This is a genomic window from Occallatibacter sp. (assembly GCF_036502485.1).
In the GTDB taxonomy this organism is placed as follows: domain Bacteria; phylum Acidobacteriota; class Terriglobia; order Terriglobales; family Acidobacteriaceae; genus Telmatobacter.
The window spans coordinates 1-22,056 of the sequence record NZ_DASXYM010000121.1 but is presented as its reverse complement, the minus strand read 5'-3'; the positions used below and the strand labels follow the sequence as shown (position 1 = coordinate 22,056).

The 22,056-nt window shown below is 60.8% G+C and carries 25 protein-coding genes; 7 read left to right on the top strand and 18 right to left on the bottom strand.

The window, feature by feature from the left end; all coding sequences use genetic code 11:
- The gene (locus VGL22_RS15850; RefSeq protein WP_465267914.1) at positions 1-471 is read right to left on the bottom strand and encodes a GntR family transcriptional regulator; all 471 of its coding nucleotides are present in this window, start codon (positions 469-471) and stop codon (positions 1-3) included.
- A 262-nt stretch (positions 472-733) separates the two neighbouring features.
- Positions 734-1,288, bottom strand: a complete 555-nt coding sequence (locus VGL22_RS15845; protein WP_465267913.1) for a hypothetical protein — start codon at positions 1,286-1,288, stop codon at positions 734-736.
- Positions 1,289-1,407: 119 nt separating this feature from the next.
- Between VGL22_RS15845 and VGL22_RS15840 the strand changes: the two genes are divergently transcribed.
- Positions 1,408-2,106 carry a hypothetical protein gene (locus VGL22_RS15840; protein WP_465267912.1) on the top strand — a complete coding sequence of 233 codons (699 nt, stop codon included), beginning with the start codon at positions 1,408-1,410 and terminating at the stop codon, positions 2,104-2,106.
- 172 nt (positions 2,107-2,278) lie between these two features.
- Here the strand turns inward: VGL22_RS15840 and VGL22_RS15835 are convergent, their stop codons facing one another.
- Positions 2,279-2,632, bottom strand: a complete 354-nt coding sequence (locus VGL22_RS15835) for an STAS domain-containing protein (RefSeq protein WP_465267911.1) — start codon at positions 2,630-2,632, stop codon at positions 2,279-2,281.
- A gap of 222 nt (positions 2,633-2,854) precedes the next feature.
- Here VGL22_RS15835 and queG point away from each other — a divergent pair, with 222 nt between their 5' ends.
- Positions 2,855-4,027 carry a tRNA epoxyqueuosine(34) reductase QueG gene (gene queG, locus VGL22_RS15830; RefSeq protein WP_465267910.1) on the top strand — a complete coding sequence of 391 codons (1,173 nt, stop codon included), beginning with the start codon at positions 2,855-2,857 and terminating at the stop codon, positions 4,025-4,027.
- Between the two features lie 77 nt (positions 4,028-4,104).
- Here queG and VGL22_RS15825 read toward each other — a convergent pair whose 3' ends face one another.
- Positions 4,105-4,311 (bottom strand): cold-shock protein, encoded by a 207-nt coding sequence (locus tag VGL22_RS15825; RefSeq protein WP_465267909.1) that lies wholly within the window; start codon positions 4,309-4,311, stop codon positions 4,105-4,107.
- A 319-nt stretch (positions 4,312-4,630) separates the two neighbouring features.
- Between VGL22_RS15825 and VGL22_RS15820 the strand changes: the two genes are divergently transcribed.
- Positions 4,631-5,581: a YihY/virulence factor BrkB family protein gene (locus VGL22_RS15820; protein WP_465267908.1), complete on the top strand. Its 951-nt coding sequence runs from the start codon at positions 4,631-4,633 to the stop codon at positions 5,579-5,581.
- Between the two features lie 213 nt (positions 5,582-5,794).
- Here VGL22_RS15820 and VGL22_RS15815 read toward each other — a convergent pair whose 3' ends face one another.
- From VGL22_RS15815 to ccsA, 4 genes are all read right to left on the bottom strand, one after another.
- On the bottom strand, positions 5,795-6,835 hold the full coding sequence (locus VGL22_RS15815) for a YncE family protein (protein WP_465267907.1): 1,041 nt from the start codon (positions 6,833-6,835) through the stop codon (positions 5,795-5,797).
- Between the two features lie 190 nt (positions 6,836-7,025).
- Entirely contained in the window at positions 7,026-8,096 is a 1,071-nt protein-coding gene (aroF, locus tag VGL22_RS15810; RefSeq protein ID WP_465267906.1) for a 3-deoxy-7-phosphoheptulonate synthase, read from the bottom strand.
- A 566-nt stretch (positions 8,097-8,662) separates the two neighbouring features.
- On the bottom strand, positions 8,663-8,812 hold the full coding sequence (locus VGL22_RS15805) for a hypothetical protein (protein ID WP_465267905.1): 150 nt from the start codon (positions 8,810-8,812) through the stop codon (positions 8,663-8,665).
- Positions 8,813-8,844: 32 nt separating this feature from the next.
- The gene (gene ccsA / locus VGL22_RS15800; RefSeq protein ID WP_465267904.1) at positions 8,845-9,552 is read right to left on the bottom strand and encodes a cytochrome c biogenesis protein CcsA; all 708 of its coding nucleotides are present in this window, start codon (positions 9,550-9,552) and stop codon (positions 8,845-8,847) included.
- Positions 9,553-9,750: 198 nt separating this feature from the next.
- Between ccsA and VGL22_RS15795 the strand changes: the two genes are divergently transcribed.
- Entirely contained in the window at positions 9,751-10,683 is a 933-nt protein-coding gene (locus VGL22_RS15795) for a chemotaxis protein CheB (RefSeq protein ID WP_465267903.1), read from the top strand.
- A 7-nt stretch (positions 10,684-10,690) separates the two neighbouring features.
- Here the strand turns inward: VGL22_RS15795 and VGL22_RS15790 are convergent, their stop codons facing one another.
- The 6 genes from VGL22_RS15790 to VGL22_RS15765 all read right to left on the bottom strand — a co-directional run bounded on the left by VGL22_RS15790 (position 10,691) and on the right by VGL22_RS15765 (position 16,955).
- On the bottom strand, positions 10,691-11,359 hold the full coding sequence (locus VGL22_RS15790; RefSeq protein ID WP_465267902.1) for a heme exporter protein CcmB: 669 nt from the start codon (positions 11,357-11,359) through the stop codon (positions 10,691-10,693).
- Positions 11,356-11,868 carry a Cys-tRNA(Pro) deacylase gene (ybaK, locus tag VGL22_RS15785; protein ID WP_465267901.1) on the bottom strand — a complete coding sequence of 171 codons (513 nt, stop codon included), beginning with the start codon at positions 11,866-11,868 and terminating at the stop codon, positions 11,356-11,358. The genes VGL22_RS15790 and ybaK overlap by 4 nt, the downstream gene beginning before the upstream one ends.
- Positions 11,865-12,491: an ABC transporter ATP-binding protein gene (locus VGL22_RS15780; protein ID WP_465267900.1), complete on the bottom strand. Its 627-nt coding sequence runs from the start codon at positions 12,489-12,491 to the stop codon at positions 11,865-11,867. Before VGL22_RS15780 ends, ybaK begins: the two co-directional genes overlap by 4 nt.
- A 49-nt stretch (positions 12,492-12,540) precedes the next feature.
- Positions 12,541-13,077 (bottom strand): cytochrome c maturation protein CcmE, encoded by a 537-nt coding sequence (locus VGL22_RS15775; RefSeq protein ID WP_465267899.1) that lies wholly within the window; start codon positions 13,075-13,077, stop codon positions 12,541-12,543.
- An 872-nt stretch (positions 13,078-13,949) separates the two neighbouring features.
- On the bottom strand, positions 13,950-16,058 hold the full coding sequence (locus VGL22_RS15770; protein WP_465267898.1) for a M28 family metallopeptidase: 2,109 nt from the start codon (positions 16,056-16,058) through the stop codon (positions 13,950-13,952).
- A gap of 180 nt (positions 16,059-16,238) precedes the next feature.
- On the bottom strand, positions 16,239-16,955 hold the full coding sequence (locus VGL22_RS15765; RefSeq protein ID WP_465267897.1) for a lipid-binding SYLF domain-containing protein: 717 nt from the start codon (positions 16,953-16,955) through the stop codon (positions 16,239-16,241).
- Between the two features lie 236 nt (positions 16,956-17,191).
- On the opposite strand from VGL22_RS15765, the gene VGL22_RS15760 reads away from it, so the two are divergent.
- The gene (locus VGL22_RS15760) at positions 17,192-17,623 is read left to right on the top strand and encodes a hypothetical protein (RefSeq protein ID WP_465267896.1); all 432 of its coding nucleotides are present in this window, start codon (positions 17,192-17,194) and stop codon (positions 17,621-17,623) included.
- A gap of 3 nt (positions 17,624-17,626) precedes the next feature.
- Here the strand turns inward: VGL22_RS15760 and mscL are convergent, their stop codons facing one another.
- Complete coding sequence (gene mscL, locus VGL22_RS15755; RefSeq protein WP_465267895.1) at positions 17,627-18,043, bottom strand: large conductance mechanosensitive channel protein MscL; 417 nt, start codon at positions 18,041-18,043, stop codon at positions 17,627-17,629.
- A 60-nt stretch (positions 18,044-18,103) separates the two neighbouring features.
- Complete coding sequence (locus tag VGL22_RS15750; protein WP_465267894.1) at positions 18,104-18,397, bottom strand: permease; 294 nt, start codon at positions 18,395-18,397, stop codon at positions 18,104-18,106.
- A 114-nt stretch (positions 18,398-18,511) separates the two neighbouring features.
- On the opposite strand from VGL22_RS15750, the gene VGL22_RS15745 reads away from it, so the two are divergent.
- On the top strand, positions 18,512-18,967 hold the full coding sequence (locus VGL22_RS15745; protein ID WP_465267893.1) for a VOC family protein: 456 nt from the start codon (positions 18,512-18,514) through the stop codon (positions 18,965-18,967).
- Between the two features lie 136 nt (positions 18,968-19,103).
- Here the strand turns inward: VGL22_RS15745 and mtnA are convergent, their stop codons facing one another.
- Positions 19,104-20,156: an S-methyl-5-thioribose-1-phosphate isomerase gene (gene mtnA / locus VGL22_RS15740; RefSeq protein ID WP_465267892.1), complete on the bottom strand. Its 1,053-nt coding sequence runs from the start codon at positions 20,154-20,156 to the stop codon at positions 19,104-19,106.
- Between the two features lie 46 nt (positions 20,157-20,202).
- The gene (locus VGL22_RS15735) at positions 20,203-20,598 is read right to left on the bottom strand and encodes a response regulator (protein ID WP_465267891.1); all 396 of its coding nucleotides are present in this window, start codon (positions 20,596-20,598) and stop codon (positions 20,203-20,205) included.
- A gap of 325 nt (positions 20,599-20,923) precedes the next feature.
- Between VGL22_RS15735 and VGL22_RS15730 the strand changes: the two genes are divergently transcribed.
- The coding region (locus VGL22_RS15730; RefSeq protein WP_465267890.1) for a hypothetical protein at positions 20,924-22,056 on the top strand (1,133 nt) is incomplete at its 3' end.

Genomic DNA, 22,056 nt, shown 5'->3' with positions numbered 1-22,056 from the left:
CTATTCGGCTCCCCTCGGAGTGGACTTGGAAGCGGGCTGGAGCGACGGCGGCAACTTGGGACTAGAGGTGGCTTCGGGGCTGAGGCGGTTCCAGTGGCCGGTGAACGAGGTGAGCATCTCATCGAGTTCAATACCGAGCCGTTTGGCTTCGACCACCAGCTCTTCCATCTCCTGCCCCAGAAGCGCTGTGCGCTGCTTGCGGGTGGAATCGGGTGGCGCCGCGACGACAGTCCCAATCCCGGGCCGCGTTTCAAGCAGCCCCTCCTGGATCAGCGAGGCAACAATCTTATGGGCTGTATTGGGATTGATCTTGAGCTCTTTGCTGAGAGCGCGCACCGAGGGGAAGGCGTCGCCCGGCGCGACCTGCCCGGAGATGACAGCCTTCTTGGCCGCGTACACCACCTGCTCGAAGATGGGCACGCCGGCGCGAAAATTGACGCGAAACGGAATCACCTGTGTACTATGACGCATAGTACACCTAGAGCGCAAGTTCTTTTGTAGGTGAGTGAGGGAGGGAACAGTGAACAGGTGGTCAGGGGATCAGGTAATCCGGCTTGGTCAGATCATCGATTGAACACAGATGTATGAGCAGAGGGTTCAGCTTTGCCGGCGGGTAGATGACGAAGTACTCAGGTGCCTGGATGAGTTAATGGCAAGTGATCAGGCATCAGTCGCCCTCCCAATGGAAATCCCGGACCGCTTCATCACATCACCCGGCCACCTGATCACCCGATCACCTGTCATCATCCTTCGGCAGCACCAGCGCCACCAGCCCAAACTTCGTCTGGCCCTTCTCGGTGTTGTCAATTCCTACAATCCGGAACTGCTCCGGCGTGCCTGCGCGCAGTTCATGGCCGCTGTCGCTTCCGCTCACCGTCATCTTTCCATTCTTCCGCTCGCCGCATGTCAGACCGCTCTTGGTCACAGTCAACGAGCCCACGGGCTTGCCGTGATCGCACTCCAGCACTTGGCCATATTTCGCCAGCGGCTTTCTGTAGAAGTCGAGAACACGCGCCGGCGGATCCGTGGTCACAAAGCTCGCTGCTTTCAGGCCGAAATGAAAGCTGTTGAGAACCAGCCCCAGGTCCGCCGACGACGAGTCGCTGTCCTTTTCCTTGAATGGCGTCGCTCCCGGATAGAGAGGCAGCCCGATATCTTTCGCCGTTGCTTCGGCATGAGCATGCACGTTCAGGTTGAAATCCGAATTTTGGGACCTGCCGGGAACGGCGAACGAGACGGCGGCCATCAGTGCGGCGGCTTGTAGCAGCGGAACCAGGGGACGATTCATGAAACTCCTCCGCTGTTCTATACGCTCCCGCCGGCAATTGGGTTCCTCAGATGTTCTCGCGCGCCCAGCCGCGAAGATGCTACACTCCCCGCTATTGACCCAATTAAAGGAGATTAGGGATGAAGGCCATTGCGCGTCTTTTGGGGCTCGCCGTAATTGTTTGCTTAATGCCGGCATTGCATGCCGCGGATCTGTCCGGCACCTGGAACGGTGCCTTTGATTTCCAGGGAAATAGCGTGCCCGTGACGCTGACCCTGAAGGCAACGGACGCTGCGGTCACCGGTTCCATGGAAGGTCTGCCCACGTCGCCCGCCGAAATCCATGACGGCAAAATCGAGGGCGCCACCATCACCTTCTGGCTTGATAACGAGTACCAGGGCCAAATGTACAAACTGGTGTACAAAGGCAGAGTCGACGGCGACAGAATCGACTTCGATTTCGGCACTGAGGATGGCAGTTGGGGCGCCAGTCTCACCGTCAAGCGCGAGGGTGCGACCGATGCTGCGCCGGCACCCGCCATCAGCGGATCCTGGACGGGCAGCTTCGATTTCAACGGAACCTCGGTTCCAGTCACGTTCAAGCTGCAGAGCAGCGGAGCCGCGGTCACAGGAACAATCGAAGGCATGGGCCCCGCGCCGACAGAAATCCATGACGGCAAGATCGACGGCCAGATGCTGTCCTTCTGGGTCAACGTGGATTACCAGGGCCAGACCTACGCCCTGCAGTACAAGGGCAAGATCCAGCCCGCGGAAATCGATTTCGACTTCGGCACGTCGGATGGCAGCTGGGGTTCCTCGGTGGTCGCGAAGAAGGCCTGACAAACACAACACCCTGGGAATACCAGCTCGGGCAGATAGGACTCCTTTGCCCGGTCCCAGAGCCTGGCCCAAAACATGGAAGCAATCTGTCGCGCGAAGGGGAAGGGAAGCGGAGTGCTCTGCTGAATCTACGTGATTGCCTTATGCAGATCTCTGCACAACGCAATCGCAGTTACGCAGCAGGGCACTCAACACACGGTTCCACGGGCTGTGCCTCAACCCTCTCCTGTGCGACGAGAATGTGGTCCAGGCTCACCAGTTCAAGAATCTCGGCGACATGCGAGGTCACATTGCATACCCGGAAGCTGTGGCCCGTGGCGCGCGCGATTCCGTAAATGGAGATGAGAGCCGCAACTCCGGCTGCATCGATGCGGCGCACTCCACCAAGGTCGAGCACCGCATTCTGTTCCCGCACCACCGGCGTCAATAACGCCATCAACCGATCCTCATTCCCGCGTACGAGTTCACTGAAGCCGGCAGGCGTCCCTACGTAAAGCGCTTTCTTCTGGCTCATGATCGTATTCATAAAAACCTCCCTCACAGCCTTTGCGTCTGCCATGGTCAGGCTGTGCTGCCATTGAACTTGCATGCAGCGGGCCAAAAAGCCCGCGAACGAATATGCTGAAAGCAGAGGGGATATTCGCACTGCGCCAAGTCCCTGTCTGCGGCCCCGGTGTCCAAACGCGCATTCGGTGTTCGCATTCGGACAGGATGTGGAATATTACGCGAGAGGAGCGCCGCCGGTTCCATGAATCCAAGTCTTCCTTCGGCTGCTCATTCCGAGCCTCTCATTCATACAGACGGGATTCGTGCGCTCGCGGTTAACAGCGGGTTCAGCCATGCCGGCGTCGTCGCCCTGCCGCATGCGCACGACGCGCGCGATGCGGAACGGTTTGCCGATTGGATCAACTCCGGCCGCGCCGGAACCATGGAGTATCTGAAGCGCGCCAATGAGGACGGCGAACTGGTGCGCGCGCGTGTTGCGACCCCCTTCAAGTGGGCGCGCTCGGCTATCGTGTGCCTTGCGAATTACAACAGTGATCAACCGAAGTCGACTGACGCTGCGTGCAGCGACGCGGCGTGGATCGCGCGCTACGCATGGTCGAGTCGCACGGATCCGCAACGCGGCCGCGTCCCCAGCGATTACCACAAGGTTCTGCTCAAGCGTTTGAAGGTGCTTGAAACCAAACTCCATGAGCAATACGGCAGCTTCGAGTCGCGTGCGTATGTTGACACCGGGCCAGTAGTGGAGCGGTCGCTTGCCGTTGCCGCAGGAGTGGGATGGTCGGCAAAGAACGCGTGTCTCATCCATCCCGCAATCGGATCGTACGCATTCCTCAGTGTGCTCATCACATCCTTGAGCGTAGCGCCGGAGCACTCCGCACTCACAGTGCCCGATCGCTGCGGATCATGCACGCGCTGCATTCAGGCCTGCCCCACAGACGCGCTGTTTGCGCCCTACCAGATGGATGCCACACGCTGCATCTCCTATCTCACCATTGAGCACAAAGGAGCGATTGCCCCTGAGTTGATGGAGGGCATGGGACGGCAGGTCTTCGGCTGCGATATCTGTCAGGATGTGTGCCCTTGGAATCGCAAGGCGCCCATCAGTGCGGACCCCGAACTGGCCCCGCGTGAAGAACTCGTGAATTCTTCGTTGGATTGGCTGAGTTCGCTCGACGAGCGCTCCTTCGAGCAGGCATTCAACGGCTCGCCCGTGCGCAGAGCGCAGTACGCTGGCCTCATCCGTAACACCGCCATCGCCATGGGCAATGCGCACGCGGCAACCGCGGAACAAAAACAGCGCTACATCCGGCCGTTGCGCGCGTGGGCACACTCCAGCGATGACGGCATTCGGTCCGCCGCCACGTGGGCGCTTAATCGTTTAGAAGATCCAGGGAACACCGCAGACAACCGCTGACTTCAATAATCAAGCGTACGTACTGCGCAAGAAAGGACCGGCCGGGGGATGGCCGATCCTGATTGTTTACGTGGCCGCTATGCGACTCGGAGAACGTTGGCCGCACTCAGGCCTTTGGGACCCTGCTGGCACTCGAATTCCACGCTCTCGCCCTCATTGAGGGTCTTGTAGCCCTTCTCTTGAATGGCAGAAAAGTGCACAAAAACGTCCTCTCCGGTCGAGCGCTGGATGAACCCATAGCCCTTGGCCCCGTTAAACCACTTCACAACACCCTGTTCCGTCATGCACGTTTCTCCTCTATGGGTAAGGCACAGCTAAACTGCCGGCCTGCTCATGGATTGCAACTTCTCGCTGGATGCGAAGGCTTGCGAGGGGAAGACCGTCGGCGCGACCCGTACCCCCGGCGCGTCGTGGCTCAGTTATGACATTAATCTGAGCAGGATGCAAGGAGAAAAATTTCCGCCTTTTCGCATCTATACCGCGGATTGAGGTTACAAAACCGCTGGAAAGTTTATCCTGAATACATCAACCCCCATTGCCTGACACCGGTTTTCGCACACGGTGCCGAAACACACCACAGCGGGTCTAAAGGAGTCGCAAAACGTGCCCCTCATCTCAGATCCCGGTACTGCCACCGAACCGCTAAAGGAAACCACGGCAACCATCGACTGCGCCGATGCCGCGCAGCCGGTTCCAACCGAGGTTCCCAAATGGTACCGGCTGCGCCACGAGGGTGCCGCTCTCATCAACTACCTGCTCGACAGCGAAGTGCATACCTTCGCCTTCAGCGTGGCGGCCAATGCCATCCTCTCGTTCATTCCGCTCATCCTGCTGCTCTACACGCTGGCCATGCGCGTCTTTCATTCGCAGGCCATGGTCGGCGTCATCGGCGACATGGTGAATTACTTCCTGCCCGCCACCACCACGCCGCGCAACTGGGTTGCGAACAATATCGAAATCGCCGCCGCCATGACCTCGCGCCACGGCATTGAAGCCTTCTCGCTGGTCATGATCCTGATCTCCTGCACGGGCATATTTCTGCCCCTCGAAGTGGCTCTCAACCAGGCGTGGGGCGTGAAGAAGAGCCGCAATTACCTTATGAACCAGGTGGTGGCATTCGGGCTGGCCATCCTGATGGTAGCCCTGGGCATGATGGCCGTAGTGCTGAGCGCGGGACAACGCGCGATTCTCGCCTTCCTCTTCTTCCGTCACACCGAAAGCGGCTTCCTGGGCTGGCTCTTCAACGGCATCAGCGAAGCCTGGATGGCCATCGCCAGCGGCGCCGCCTGCATTGTGTTCTTCTTCTTTGTCTATTGGCTGCTGCCCAACTGCAAGGTGCCGCCGCGCCCCGTGATGCGCGCCTCGGTCATAGTGGGACTTATCTGGCTGGCCTCACGCTACATCTTTGTCCTGGTCCTGCCCCACATCGATCTGAAGTCGCTGTACGGGCCGTTCTACGTAACCGTGGGCATACTCTTCTGGGCCTACATCTCCGGACTCATCCTCTTCGCCGGCGCGCAATACAGCGTCAAGCAGTTAGGCACCGGCAAGTAAGCGCGTTATTTCTGCAGCAACTCTTTCCAGAACAACACGAACCCGACAACGACAATTCCGCTTCCAAGTCCGATGAAGAGCGTCTTGCCGAGCCACGTCGGAATAGGTGTCTCTCTGGAATCTGCTGAAGCGTCGGTGTCGCCCTGAAAACTCTGCCAGTAAGTCCAATCACGATTGCGACACATCCGCAGAAGATCGCCCAGAGCCCTACAGTTACTTCGCCGTGAACGCCTTCACCGCAATCGCATTCGGCCCGCGGCCAGCCGGCAGAAGCGTGAACAACGAATGCGTCGCCGTGCGCACCACAGCCACATCCCCGGACCGCGAATCCACCACAAGCAGCAGATGCCCCGCCTTCGAGAACGTCATCGCCGACGGCCCGTCGCCCACCCGAATCGACGCCGTCCGCTTGCCGTCGTCGATCGAGTACATCGTGACCTCCGACGCGCGCGCCGCCGCCACGTAGAGCAGTCCGTTGTCCGAGGTGACCAGTCCGCGAACCGGATCGTCGCCCATCAGGTACGCGCCGCCCACATCGTTGGTCGTCGTCACCACTTCGCTGATCGAGTCCGACTGCTCGTTCGCCACAAAAAGTTCGCCGCCGTCCGGCTTCAAAGCCAGATGTACCGGCGCGCGCCCCACGTCCATCATGGCTTCCAGCCGGTCGGCCCCGTGTGGATTGAACTTCGAGTCAGCCAGCGTGATGGCCATCAACTGGTGTCCCGCGGAACACGACACAAACGCCTTCGACGAGTCCGGCAGCACCACCGCATCGTTCGCCCCAGGACAGCCTTCAAAGATGGCGCGCACCCGGCGCGAAACCGCATCGATAATGCTCACCGAGTTGCCGCTGCGGTTCGGCACCACCACCGTCTTGTTGTCCGGCGCCACACGCGCCGTGGCCGGGTGCTCCCCGGTGCCGATCTGGGCCACCTCGCGCCTGTTCTTCAGGTCCACCACGGAGACACTGTTCGATCCCCAGTTCGCCACGTAGGCAAGATCGTGTTCGGCATCGATGTCGATGGACTGCGATTCCTTGTGCAGCGGTATGGTCGCAGCCACGCTGTTGTTCTCCGCATTCACAACCGAGAGGGAACCCTGCCCCCCCGGAGCACCCTGGTTCACCACGTACACTTCGTTCCGCGTCGGGCTCGCAGCCACCGCCGCAGGACGCTGACCCACCGCAATCTCGCGGTCCAGTCGCACGTTCACCACGTCCAGCACTGACACCGTGCCGCTTTCCCCGTTGGTCACGTATGCATACTCGCGATAACTGGGCGGATACTGCGGAAAGTCGTGCTGTCGGCAACCGGCAAGTGAACCGGCAACAGGCGCCAGGCAGCAGGCAACACAAACCCCCCCCCAGAACCGTGGTGAAGAAGAAAACAAAAGAACGAGCAAAAGGCGGCCATTGCGGCCGCCTTCTACGCTCGCTGGGACGTGCTTACTTACTTCCGTCATGGACTCCGGTCGTGCTCTCCACGTGAATGCCGCGCGGCAGCGTACGATGCACCACCGGCGCGATCTGCTCGATCTCATTCATCATGGTAACGAACTGCTCCGGGTAGATGGACTGTGGCCCGTCACTCAGCGCCTTTTCCGGCTGGTGATGCACTTCCACCAACACTCCATCGGCGCCCACCGCTACCGCCGCTCGCGCCATAGGCAGAACCTTGTTGCGCTTGCCGGTACCGTGGCTCGGATCCACGAGGATCGGCAGGTGGCTCAGCCGCTGCACCGCCGGCACAATGCTCAGATCGAGCGTGTTCCGCGTGTGGTCGGCGAAGGTGCGCACCCCCCGCTCGCACAGAATCACTTCGTAGTTGCCCTCGCTCATGATGTACTCGGCCGCCATCAGGAACTCGTCCAGCGTCGCACTCATCCCGCGCTTCAGCAGCACCGGCTTTCGCATGCGCCCCGCATGCTTCAGCAGCGAAAAATTCTGCATGTTGCGCGCGCCAATCTGGATCACGTCAGCCCATTCGGCCACCAGCTCCAGCGTCTCGTTGTCGATAGCTTCGGTGATAATCCGCAGCCCGAACTGGTCGCGAATCTCAGCCATGATCTTCAGCCCTTCCACCCCAAGCCCCTGGAATGCGTAAGGAGACGTGCGCGGCTTGTAGGCCCCGCCGCGGAAGAACTGCGCACCCGCCGCCGCCACCTGCTCGGCAATCGTAAAGGCCTGCTCGCGGCTCTCGATTGCGCATGGCCCGCCCACAATGGCCAGGTTGCGCCCGCCGATCTGCGCGTCGGTGCCTTCAAACCGAATGATCGTGTCTTCTTCTTTCAGGTCGCGGCTGGCCAGCTTGTAAGGCTTCGACACGGCAATGACTTCCGCCACGCCGGAGAGCTCTTCGATGTTGCCGCGATCCACCTCGCCCTGATTCCCCGTGATGCCGATGGCGGTGCGCTGGGCGCCGGGAAGGGGATGGGCGCGAAAACCTAACTGCTCAATATGTTCACAGACAGCCTGGATTTGCTCAGGCGTGGCCTGCGACTTCATTACGACTAGCATTGCGGGACCCTCAATCCCTTGAGTTTACCGGGTTGAGAGGGTAAGAGCAATGCATTCCGGCCACACCCGGCTGCGGTGGGCACAGGGGTCTGCGGATGCATTGTGACCGATGAGAGGAGTTTTCCAACAACGCGGATCTGAGGAAAGGAGTGTCGCTTCTCGAGAACTCGCCTCGCGCCACTGGCTCTTCGGCCGTGCGAATCAAGTGCGGTCCTCTGGGTGTTTCTGTTCGTTAACAACGCGGATCCGGGGATCCGGCGAAACCGCATGTCAGTCTATTCGATGTCGCAATGGGTGGAGTGATCAGCCCAGGTGGCTACGATGGCCGGTGCGACTACCATTCCAACGAATGCGAGCGCGATAAGCAGATCGTGCATTTACCTTCTCTTTTCTACCGATACTCCAGGCCGCCATGATCGCCGCCTGCAAAACGATGATCTCCCAAGGCCGGGAATCGTCGTATCCCACGAACACAGAAGGAAAGGGAAATCCGTGGGATCACGAAGTAACACGAAGGTGCTAGTCGGCTGGCGCGCCCGGCAGCCAGCTCGTCCCGCCAGGGCCCTTTAGCGCCTGCTGCGGTTCCTCGCCCCGGCGCTGCGCTTTTCCGCACGCCATTTGATTGCCAGAAATCCCAGGTAGGCCAGTTGAATGACCCACGTCACGGTATATGCGGCCACGGTGAACTCGTGGTTGAGAATCGCTCGCTCGTCCATAAATCTCCCTGTCCTCTTCTATGCTCCCGGGTTTAGACGTGGCTCTGCAGCGCTTCCTGCTGTTCGCGCGCGGCATTCTTCTGGTGCATCCGCTCCACGCGGAAGCGCAATGCCAGAATCAGCACGCCCCAGCAGAACCAGGCCAGCATGTTCCACAGAAACGGCCCCAGCATCGACTTGTCCATGCCCGATCCGTCGCCGCCGCCGAACACCGGCGCCGGATGCTGCGTTCGCCACCAGCGGTTCGACATGTACACAATAGGCACGTCCAGCGCGCCAAAGATGCCCAGCACCGCGGCCAGCGTCTGCACCTGCGGACCGGCGGCAAATCGCCGCAGCAGCAGGTAGCTCACGTAGATCAGCCACAAAACAAGCGTCGTGGTCAGGCGCGCGTCCCATGTCCACCAGATGCCCCACGCCCGTCGCCCCCAGATGGGTCCCGTGATCAGCACCACGGTGCAGAAGACCACGCCCACTTCCGCGCCCGCCAGCGCCCACGCGTCCGCCATCTGCGCCCAGTCCGGCCGGCTGCGGCGCCACGTCAGATACCCAATCGACCCCAGCAGGCTGACCGCGAAAAACATGAACGCCACAGAGGCAGAAGGCACATGGTAAAAGATGATGCGGAAGATCTCGCCTTGCATGGCGTCGTTCGGCGCCACATAAATGGCCTGGTAGAAACCCCAGACCATCAGCGCCACCACCACCACGGCATAGAAACCAATTCCGAGCTTTTTCATCAGGTCAGGTCCAATCCCCGATGGCATCAGGACAAGAGCGGCGCCTTCGGGGATGTCTCTAGTGTACGTCCAGGATGTTTGCTCAGCCTCAACCTGCGGTTGTATGGAGTGACTTGCATCACTCGCGCGACAGGCCCCTTTCCAACCCAGACAACCCATTGCTCACGGCATGCCTCTTAATCTTGTCTTCAGGTGGAAATGCCAAAACGCGACATAGTGGTCATCGGTGGTTCGGCCGGCAGCATCGGAGCTATCCAGAAAATCGTGGCATCATTTCCCGCGAACCTGCCGGCAGCGGTGTTCGTCATCATCCATCTTGCCCCCAGTTCCAGGAGCTATCTCTCATCCATCCTGGGACGCGCCACCCCGATGATCGTGAACGATGCCGTCAGCGCTGACCGGATCGAGCACGGGCGGGTGTACGTGGCCCAGCCCGACCGGCACCTCCTGGTGGCGAACAACCATATCCACCTCACGCGAGGACCCAAGGAGGGGCTGCATCGTCCCAGCATCAACGTCACCTTCCGCTCCGCGGCTCTCACCTACGGTCCCCGCGTGATCGGCATCGTCTTATCCGGTCTGCTCGATGACGGCGCGGGCGGATTGTGGGATATCGCACACGCCGGCGGCGCAACCATCGTGCAGGACCCCGACGACGCGCTCTTCCCGTCCATGCCGTTGAACGCCATGGAAGACGACCACGTCGACTTCCGCCTCACCGCTGCCGAGATCGGCGACAAGGTTATCCAGCTCGTCAACGGAACCGGCGAGCCGCAAAAAAGTTCCGGCCCCCGTTTACACAGGTCCGAACAGTACATGGGCTTCACCTGCCCGGAGTGCCGGGGCCCGCTCTATACGCGCCACACCGGCGGCCCGGTCGAGTTCGCCTGCCGTGTCGGCCACGTCCTCTCCCTCAAAACCCTGTTGGATGAAGAGAACTCCATGCAGGAGCGCAAACTCTATGAGGCGATCGTCGCGCTTGAGGAAGGCGCCGACCTGGCCGAGTTTGCCTCCGGCAGCGTCAGTGGCCCTGAGGCTGAACGCCTGCGCAAAGAGGCCGCGCAGCTCAGGAAACACTCCGCCGCCGTCCGCCAGATCGTTGAAAGCCGGATGAGCGAAGCGCTCGAGTGAGGCGCCCTCACTCCGCGTGGAAGATCGTATCGAACAGCAGCCAGCTCGTCGTCGTGAAGATCACGTCGTAGCCCACCAGCATCCTGATCCACAGGCTCGGATCATTCTCGCCCGTAAGGATCGCCTCCGTGGCCATCACCATCGCCAGCAGCGCCGGGATGAAAATCGGAAACAGGATCAGCGACAGCAGCAGCTCGCGGTTGCGACTGGTCATCGCCAGGGCGGCAAAGAAGATGCCGTTGCTCACCAGCGCCCACGTGCCCAGCGGCATCACCACCGCCAGCAGCCAGCCCTGCCCCGCCACATGCAGGTTGTAAAAGATGAAAAAGAATGGCGCCAGAATCGCCTGCACAATGGTGACGAACAGAAAGTTCACCAGCACCTTGGCCAGATAAAGCTCGGACCCCGGCGAGGGCACCATGCGCTGCGCGTCCATCACATTGTGGCGGATCTCCCGCGCCCACGCCTGGTTCAGAGCGCTCACGCTCGCAAACATGGTGGCGACACTCAACACACCGCCCGCGATGTGCTGTGAGAATTCCCCGCGCGGGTCAAAGGCGATCGAAAACAGTACCACCACCAGCCCCGAAAAGAACAGCATCGAGATGAGCGCATCCATCGAGCGCCATTCGATACGCAGGTCCTTCACGATGTGTGTCCAAAGAGCCGGCATCATGCGTGCGCCTCCGCCGATCCACCGGCAGCTTTGGTCAGATCCGCCGTCGCCACCGGCTCGCCGATAGCCTCCGCCGCCTTTAGATATCCATCCGGCGCAAGGATCAACTGCGCCCCCCTCGCCCCTGCCGACACGCTGATTACATCGAACAGAATCACCGTCTCATCCACAAACACCGGATACGCCTTCTTGGCCCCGAATACCGTCACGCCGCCGCGGATGTACCCCGTGAGCGGCTGCACGTCCTTCAGCGGAGTCATCTCTGCCTTGCGCATACCCGCCGCACGAGCCAGCTTCTTGAAGTCGAGTTCCGCGTCGCCGGGAATGACTGCAAACACATACTCGCCCTTGCCATCCGTCGTCAGCAGCGTCTTGAACACCTGCTCCGGAGGCATGCCGACCTTCTTCGCCACCGCAATCGCGGAGAGATCCTCAGGGTCCACTTCGTATTCGCGCAGTTCAAACGTGATGCCAAGGCCCTCGAGAAAGCGCGCCGCATTGGTCTTCATAGCGTGGGGCTCCCCGGCTCGAATGCCGCCACCCGCCCGGCCTTCAGCGCCAGCACATAATCCGCAATGGGCGCCGCCAGTTCGCGCTGATGCGTGGTGATCACAATCGTCCGGCTCCCGTGACGGAACCGCGCCAGCAACTCCACCATCTGGTGCGCCGACTCCACATCCATGTTGGAAAAAGGCTCGTCCAGCAGCAGCAGCTCAGGAAACGACAGCAGCACGCGGGCAAGGGAAGTGCGCTGCCGCATGCCCTGTGAGTAGTGTCCCAGCGGGCGCGGTAGATCAGGGTCTAGCCCCACCTGCCGCAATGCTTCCGCAGGATCAAGGCACGTCCGCCCTGGGTACAGCTTCGAGAAATAGCGCAGATTCTCTTGTCCCGTAAGCTCGTCGTAAAGCATCGGCGCATGGCTCATATAGCCCACGCGGTCGCGCACCTTCTGCGGTTCGCCCTCGCCAAACAGCGTCACGTTTCCAAAGCTTGGCTGCAACAGCCCCGCCAGAATCCTCAGCAGTGTGGATTTGCCCGCGCCGTTCTCGCCGATCAGCACGTAACACTTGCCAGGCTCCAGCTCCACGCTCACCTGGCGCAGTGCCGCGAACGATCCAAAAAGTTTGGACACGTTCTCCACGCGGGCACACTGACCCGCTCTTGCTGGGCCGCTCATCTGCTTAGTTGGCCGTCGTCGGCGTGGTCGCTGCTGCCCTGGCCGTAGTCGGAGAACCTGGACCGCTGGAAGCTGTCTTATTGGGCGTCATCGCGGGCTGATTCGGCTGGCTGCCCGGCTGGCCCGGCGCATACTTGCTGGCACACTTGGCCTGCAGTTCGGTCGCGTGGAACATCCCGTCCCGCCCGTACGTGCCCACCGCCAGCGCCTGCGAATCATCCTTGAACGTGTCCGGAGGCGGCTCCGAGCCCTTGTAGTTCACCCTCAGAAGGCGACCGCCGCCCGCCTTGGGATTGTGGCTCTCGAACTCGTTCAGCACAAACGTCACATGCGTGCCGTTCTGCTCAATCGAGCCCGGCTGCACGAAACCCTCAACGCGCAGATTGCTTTTGTACGCCTTGTCGCCCATGCCACCCAGTTCCGCAATGGTGACATAGTAGCTCTTGCTGGATCCGTAGCCCGAGTAGGCCAGCCACCCGATCGTTCCCAGGATGATGGCTACCGCAATACCGATCCGCACGTTGTTTTTCGAGGATTTCATAGGCTTTGTCTGCTACCTCTTACGATACGGGCGGCTCAGGGCGGGGTCAACACTTTCCAGGTGATGGACATCACAGGTGTTTGCGCCATGGCAAACGCGCAGACATTCCACCGCAAGGGTTCCCTACACCTTGGACGGCGGAAAATACAGATCCGGAAGCAGAAATCAGAATGGAAATGGACAGAAACGCCGGGTCAGAGGAGCCCGCAATCTATTCATCGTCGTCGCTGCGGCGGAACGACGCTACGATAGCCGGCGAAAGAAGCATGGCAAGAAAAGCAATTCCAACAACCAGATCCCGCATAGCAGTTGTTTCCTTCCAATTCGCCTGTGACTCAGTGGCCAACGAACTCCGCAATCAGGCAGCGACGGGCCGCGAACCACGGAATCCCGTTCGCAATCCACTCATCTCTACCAGAACGTAACCAGCACTGCCGTAGCTTGAAAATGGCTCTTTGGTGGTACGGCTCGACCAGATATATTGTCTGGAACTTGCTAATAGAACAGAACTTATGCAGATCGGAATGGTCCGATGAACGAGTTTCGGACTATGCTTCGTCTTCGGCGCTCTCTTCGCTGCGAGAGAACGTCGCCACGACTGCCGGACAGATCACCATCCCTACAAAGGCCAGACCGATAAGAAAATCGTGCACAATGGCTCCTTTACGCTTTAAACCGGCCGGTCAAATTCTGCTTCAGACCCTGGACATCCGCCGGTGTTTCGAATGACTTCAGTGTAACCGGGTAAGTGTCCAGAAACAATGCACATATCGCTCCTCGGGTAGGCGCTTCGGGGCATACCGTAATGCCTCGGAAGTGTTAGGCCATCCTGCGCTGCGCAGCATCAGGACGGCCCCCGAAACCAACTCACCTCAACGCGCCTCGCCCAAGGTCTGCGCGGCCCGGTCCAGGCATTGAGTCAGCACGCCCAACTGCTGCGCCGCGCGCGCCGCATCCTTGGCCTCAATCGCCTCGTTCACCCCTGGAATCACCACCGCCGCGTACCCCGTGTACTCGCCAGGTGCATAAATCGTGTGCTTGTACCAGGTGCGGTTGGGCAGGCCTGCCTTATCCACAAATGCCGCCTCCGTCGCCCGCAGCGTGTCGTTCAGCTTAGCCAGATCGCCCGCCGGGTGGTTCTCGACGTCCCGAGCCTTCTGCGCCGCCTTGGCAAACCGGTCCGCGGCCGCCAGCGCCGGCCCAAAGTCCAGCGTCACCTTCGCGTCCCCGGCCTTCTTCTTGGCCGAGTCAAGATACGACGTAATCTCGTGTGCATACGCCGCATAGTCATACGGCAGCACATCCGTATCCGCCATCCGGATTGCCTCCACACCCAGCACCCGCGCCATCTCCTGCAAATAAGCAAAGTGCGGGTCGGCGTTCATCGTGTACCACGCATAGTTATCAAACACGGAGTGGTACACCCCATACGGGCCGCCCGAGCCGATGTCCGTCGAAGGCACGCCCACATGCTGCAGGAATGGCGTGAAGTCTGATCCCGACCCAAGATCGCCCACCCGCACATCCCCGTCGCTCGGCGCATTCGCCGGCCTATGCTCATTGGGCTCGCTCTTATGGTTGCGCCACACGTCGTACACACTCTCGCCCGAAGGGCTCGGCACCGCCTGCGCCACCTGCCGCACAAATTGCTTCAGGCTCGGCACCGCTGCCGCTGAAAAGTTCGGCCCGCTCACCGCCACGTCCACGTTGAAGTATGCCACCGCGTGCTCAAGCTGCTGCGCGTGCTGCTCCACCCACTCCGTCGAGCCGATCAGGCCCTCCTCTTCTGCGTCCCAACTGGCAAAAACAATCGTCCGCTTCGGCTTCCAGCCATCCTTCAGCAGCGCCCCCACGCCATGCACTGACTCCAGCATGGCCGCCGTGCCGCTGTTCGGGTCCACCGCGCCATACACCCATGCATCGCGATGATTTCCCACCACCACCAACTCATCGGGAGCATCGGTCCCCTTGATCTTTCCCACCACGTCCCAGATCGTCCGCCTCTCATAGTCCTGATCCGAGACCAGGTGCGCCTTCACTCCGGCTGGCCCCACGTGATACCGAAACGGCAGCGCTCCCTGCCAGGTCTGCGGAACGCTCGCCCCCTTGAGCGCGCGCAAAATCGGCTCTGCGTCGCGATAGCTGATCGGAATCGAGATGATGTGCGGCTGATTGCCCTCAGGGTTCACCCGCCGGCTGTCGGCCAGATCCGGCGTTGAAGCCACCCCTGGTGTCTCCGGATCGCCGGGATACTTGAACAGGTATTGCACTGATCCGCGCTGTACACCGCTGTCCGGCCGCCACGGCCCCTCCGGATAGGCATCGCCCTTGAAATACCCATCGTCCTGCGGATCGCTGTAGATCAACACGCCCGCCGCGCCGCGCTGCTCCGCAATGTAGACCTTCACCCCGCGAAAGTTCTGCCCGTAGCGCACAATCACGATCTTGCCGTGCAGGTCCACATGCTCCGCTGCCAGGTGATCGAAATCTTCCAGCCGCCCGTAATTGGCATACACCACCTCGCCGGTTACATCGCCTGACCCCGAAGACCCGTTGAACGGCATCACCACGCGCGCGTTTTTATCAAATGGATCACCCGGCACCTCTTCCGGCCGGGGGCCGCTCATGAGCGGCTTGCCGTCCGTGGCGAACGCCTCCACCTTCACGACCTTGGGCTGATTCATCAGCACCTTGTACGGGACAATCTCGGTCTCCAGCCCCGCCGCGCGAAACTTCTGCGCCACAAACTCAGCCGTCTTCCTGTCCTCAGGCGTGCCCGCCATGTGCGGCTCCGCGGTGAGCGTCTTCAGGTCCTCCCCAGCCGCCTTCGCGTCAGGCACGGCAAGAAACTTCGTCTCCAGCTTGCCCTGCCTGCTGAAATCCGCATAGCCAAACACTGTGCTCGGTGTGGCGGCCGGCGCAGCGGCTGGCGCGGCGGCAGCCTGGGCCGGAACCGGGAAGGGAACAAGAGAAAGGCACAAACAAGACGCAACAACGTTCCGCAGTCTGATCATTCGGGTCCTTTGCCTGAATTGCGGGGAATGGTCCATCCGAAACCAGTGTAACGGCCCGGATGGATAGACCCGATCAATACACCCGATCAACAGATTGCACTGGTCGCCGAATCACCAGCGACGCCATCGTCGGCAAAAGCTGTCGACCTAGCGCGTACCCTTGCTGCTCTGCTTTCTTTCTCCATGGGATCCGGCCCGGGCTTCGGCGCTTCGCACCGCCGACAGGAAAGGCCGCGCTACCGACGGCGCTGCCACTTCCCCCAGGAGCGTTCTGCGCGGCGTGCCCCTGGCGCCGTACATGGCGCGCTGCGATTTCTCATCTGAACGCACGACCGCGCCGTCAAACGTCATCCCCAGAAACGCGCCCTTGGCGTGCGAGTAAGTAAGAATCAACGCGTTCAGCTCCACGTCCGTGTTTTCCGATGAATGACGCCCCACCGGCCCCACCGCGGCCGATGCATCTCGTCCAATTTCAAATTTGCTCGACAGCAGCTTTCGCATCCCTTGTGAGCCCCTGACCACCATCACCAGGTCCACGGCTTCGACGCCGAACTGCGTGCCCCAACTGCCGCCGCCCATCTCAATAAACGTCGGCGCACTCCAGCCAGTCGACGTGCGGCATGTCGCCACACCTTTGCCTTCTTCCCCTCCAAACACAAAGCCGCCCTTCACCATGTGAGGAACAACTGCCACGCATCGGGCGTGCTTCAAGATGTGGCCTGGAATCCGCTGATCCGGCGCGTTCATGGTGTCGTGCAGCACTTTGGCGGCATGATCCAGCCGGTTGATGTCGTTCTGGCGTTCTGACTCTGCCAGGCACGGAACGCCCAAACTCACCAAGACTAGTAGGGATACCACTCTCATTGCCGGTCGCCTCTCTTCCGCCTGTGCGCCGCTTTTCCCACCCCGGCTCGGCCCCGGACACAGACCATGAGAGGGTTAGATTCCGAAATAGCACCCGCGACTGCACCGCCGAAAAAAGCCCCAGCCTCCGGCCCGAGTTCTTCGTGGATCCCGGGCCTCGGACCCCGCCTTTACTCCTGCCTCATTCTGGACTACACTTCCGCCGTCTTCCCCACGAGCCTTTCGGAGGTGCTGTGATGAAGACCGCTCGATGGACCGGCATCGCCCTTCTCTTCTTTCTCGCCGTTAGCGCCATCATCGGTGCCATCCCCATGCTGGCCGACCCGCACGGCACTCCCTGGAGCATGCCCCAGTCTCTGCTTCAGTTCAGCCCGTTCCCGTCTTACTTCATTCCCGGAATCGTACTTCTCGCCGCCAATGGTCTGCTGGCCTCATGGATCCTCTGGCTCGCTCTCGATGAGATTCCCGGTTATGGCCTGTGGATCGTCCTGCAGGGGGGCGTGCTCCTCGCCTGGCTGGTCGTCGAGTGCCTCATGATCCGCCTGGTCGTCTGGCCGCACTATCTCTACCGTGCTGTGGCCCTGGGCCTCATCGCCACAGGCGCACTGCTCTGGCTCAACGAAAACCGCCCTGAGGACCTTCCCGCCCCCTTCGGCGAGAACATCTGATTCCTAAACCGCGGGTACCGGCTGCGTGCAGTGCGCGCACCGCCGCGCCTCCAGCGGAATCTCGCTCAGGCACTCCGGGCATTTCTTCGTCACCGGCGCCGCTGCCGGAGCGGCCTCACCCCTCTTCACCCGTTGCAGAAACCACGTCATCGGCATCACCACGCCGAAATACACCACTGCCGCCACAATGACGAAGTAGATGGTGGCGTTGAGGAACTCGCCCATCTTGATTTCGCCCTTGCCCAGGTGGAAAAGGATGTACCCGAAATTCGGCTTGCCCACCGTGGCCGCAATCAGCGGATTCAGGATGTTTGTAACGAATGAGTTGACAATCGCCGTGAACGCCGCACCCACCACCACGGCCACCGCCAGATCGACTACATTCCCGCGCAGGATGAAATCGCGAAAGCCCTTCAGCATCGTTCGCCTCCTCAACAAATTTGCTGCCGCCTGGCAGCCATTATCTCCCGATTCAAGCGTTTACGGGTAAAAGAACAAAAACACCGCCAGCCCCAGGATCATCACCTCGGAATAAAGCAGGATCAGCACTCCCGCGTAGTACAGGCTCCATGTGCGATCGGCGCAGCGAATCGTTTCCGCCACGCTCCAGCACGCCATCAGCACCGGCACAACCTGCCAGTGCGAAAGGTGCAGCGCGTTCACGTCAGGAAAACCGCTCAGCCGCAGGCTCAGCAGAAACGCCGCCATGCATAGAAGGATGCCGCGCAATATCGATCGCTGCCGCAGCCTGAAAATGGAAGTGCGGGGAGGCACAATCTCCTCATTATCGCAGCGCGCCTCCCGATGCGTTTTGCCGCTAAAGCAGCTCTTCCAGTTGAAGAAACTACTGCTTTCGCCCCAAACTGAATCCAACGCTTTGGGAGATCCATGCAGCCCTTCGATAAAGTTTCCACCGTCACGATTGCCGTCAGCGACCAGGACGAGGCCCTCACCTGGTTTACCGAGATTCTCGGCTTTGAAAAGCGTATGGACCAGCGGGGCAACGGCTTCCGCTGGCTTACCGTCGCCCCGCCTCAGCAAGCCGAGGTCGAATTCCTGCTCGCTTCATGGTTCCCTGACCTGGTCGGCAAAAACCCCACCTGGGTCATCTCCACCCGCGACTGCCAGGGCGGTTATGAAGAGCTGAAGGGGAAGGGCATTGAATTCACGCAATCCCCCACGCCGCGTCCTTGGGGCATTGAGGCCGTCTTCATTGACCTCTACGGCAACAAGTACGCGCTGGTCCAGGAATCCGCCCCGGTCCTCACCGACGAGGCGGAATCGAACGCCCTTGGCGTGCCGGACCTGGCAGGGGCGCTCGGCAGGATTACTCCGGCACAGTAAGCCCGAAGTTACAATTCAGACCCGTGCCTCAAAAGAGCATCGGCCACGGCTCAAGCGTCGTCACGCGCGCAAGCCATGGCCGATTTCCCAAGGTGAACCGAAGATTTCCCACAGTGAACTGAGACTGCGAACTGCCTTACTCCGCCGCCGCCAGTTCCATTTCTTTCAACGATTCGGCATACGGCGCCCGCAGCACGCCCTTCTCGGTGATAATCCCGGTCACATACTTCGCCGGCGTCACGTCAAAAGCTGGATTGCAGATGCCCACCCCATGGGGCGTCAACTGCTTCCCTCCGTGGTGCGTCACCTCAATCTGGTTGCGTTCTTCAATCGGAATCGCCTCGCCCGTCGGCGTCTCCATATCGATCGTGGACCACGGCGCCGCACAGTAGAACGGAATACCGTGCTCCTTGGCCAGAATCGCCACGTTGTAGGTGCCGATCTTGTTGGCGAAGTCCCCGTTCGCAGCAATGCGGTCCGCGCCCACAACCACCGCCTTGATCTTGCCCGCGCGCATCAGGCTGGCGGCCATGTTGTCGCAGATCACGGTGGTCGCAATGCCGTCCGCCATCAGCTCCCAGGCCGTCAGCCGCGCACCCTGCAAAAACGGCCGGGTCTCATCGGCATAAACATGAATCTGCTTGCCCTGCTCCACCGCAGCGCGGATCACACCCAGCGCCGTGCCGTAACCGCACGTGGCCAGAGCGCCGGCGTTGCAGTGCGTCAGCACGCCGCCTTCCTGCGGCAGCAGCTCGCCGCCAAATGCGCCCATCGTCTTGCACGCCGCAATGTCTTCCTCGTACATTGCGTGCGCCTCGGCCAGAATTCGCTCCTTGATCTCAGCCATTGCGGCGTCCTTCGCGCGCAGATCGGCAAACAGCTTCTTCATCCGGTCGATCGCCCAGAACAGGTTCACTGCCGTAGGCCGCGTTCCCGCCAGGCGCGCGCAAATCTTCTCAAACTCCGGCGCGAACTGCTCGGCCGTTTGCGCCTCTGAGCGCAACACCCCCAGGGCCACGCCGTAGGCCGCCGACACCCCGATCGCCGGCGCCCCGCGCACCACCATGGTCACAATCACGTCCGCCACCTGCTCGTAATCGGTGGCGAGCACATAGCTCTCCTCAAGCGGGAGCTTCGTTTGATCAATGAAACGAACACCCTCAGGTGTCCACGTAAGCGTAAGAATCATGTTCTTTCAGTTTACCCGTTCCGGAAGTTCAAGCAGATCCATCGCTTCAGGCCGACATCGGGGGAAGGCCGCGCAGCCGAAGCAGCGCCTCGCGCAGCTCCTGTGCCCGCCGTGACTTCACGAGCACCTCGCGCGCACCCATTGTCATGCAGATCCGGTGCGTCAACTCGTCTGCCACCACGGTCCAGACCAGCACCGGGATCTGCTTGAGACCTTCGCGTCCGCGCATGAATCGCATCACATCCTGTCCTGAACCGGCGCGCAGCAACAGGTCGATAATCACCGCCTCAGGTGCCGAAACTTCGCCGCTCTCCACTTGCTCCAGGAAATCCATTGCCTTACCGGCCGTATCCACTACTCGCGAGTCCCGCACCCCCAGCCGCGTTAGCAAAGATGCTGCCATCGCCACGTCCATCCCGTTGTCTTCTACAAACAAGAACATCGGCCACTCCTCAGCCTGGGTGGGAAGAGACTCGCAGGCTGCAGTTTGGAAGTACCGCTTCAGCATAGGGTTGCAGCAGGGATCGGTTCCCCAGGCCGACCATACAAGTTCCCCGGGGTAGTTTTGCGCACGCGGGGTAGGGCGCATTCTTCGCCCTGTGCCGGAAGTAACCAAACCAGTCTGCGCCCGAAAGCTTCCCGCAGTAACGTCTGTTCGACGCGCGATGTCACAAAACCATCGCCTTCTCTACATCGTTTGGGATAAACGTCAGAACGCTTCCATACTCTACGACCGGGCCCCCATCCTCCCCCGAAAGGCAGACGGTATGCCGAGGATTCACTTCCTCTCCTTCCCTGCAGGCTTGCATCTGTGCTCAATCCTGCTCGCTGTCACCGCTACTCACGCGCAAGAAAACCCCAATCCCTCCAGCACGATTAAACCTCCCCACTCCATCATCTCCCTGGCTCCCGGCCCCAAACCCACCGGCGAGCTCCTGGCACGCCACACCGGGGATGCCACCTTCGCAAACGTCCCGGCCAACTACCACGTCTTCGCCGCCGCCAGTCTCGGCAACGACGCCGGCGTTGAGGCACTCACGCTGAACTTCGCCGCCGATACGCGTCTCACCCGCATCTCCTCCAAAAACAAAGACTTTGTCATTGAATCCGGCGGCACTTGCCACGAAGGCAACAGCTATACAAACGGTGGCACATGCTCTCTCCTCGTCCGTTTCAATCCCCAGGGAGCAGGACACCGCGTGGGATCGCTCCACATCGCGCACTCGGCGGAGCCCACCCCCATGTTCGTCGGCCTCGCCGGGAACGGCTATGCGCCCGTGCTCAGCTTCACCCCCTCGCAAATCTCTACAGTCACCGGCACGGTGTCGGGAACCACGGGCACCATCAAGAGCGCTACCAACCTCGCGGTTGATGGTGGCGACATCCTTTACATCCCCGACGTTGGAAACTCCATCATTAAAGAGATCGATTCCTCGGGCGTCATCAACACCCTTTCTCCCGTCTTCGCAGTGCCCCAGTCCCTGGTTGCGGACAGCGCCGGCTTCCTCTACAGCCTGAACACCTCCGGCAGTACCTATTACTTCAGCTACTATGCACCATGGGGTTCGCAGTCGGCGTACGGCACCACCTACGCCCCCGGCAGCTGCACTCCCAGCACTCCCTGCCCGCTGTCCACCGTCGGTATGAGCCGCCCGACCAACATCAATATCGATCCCTACGACAACCTGTTCTTCGAAGAATCCTCAAAAGGCGCCGCGGAGATGCCCGTAGCCGGCCTCTCCGGCGGTTCGGGAAACCTGAGTCTCTGGTATCTGACCAACCAATTCGTCTATTCGTCGGGCAGCGGGGCGTCGTTTGCCGTCGACGGAAGCGACAACCTCTACAACTTCTACAACTGGGGAACCACCACCTGCTACATCCAGGAAGAATCCCTCTATCA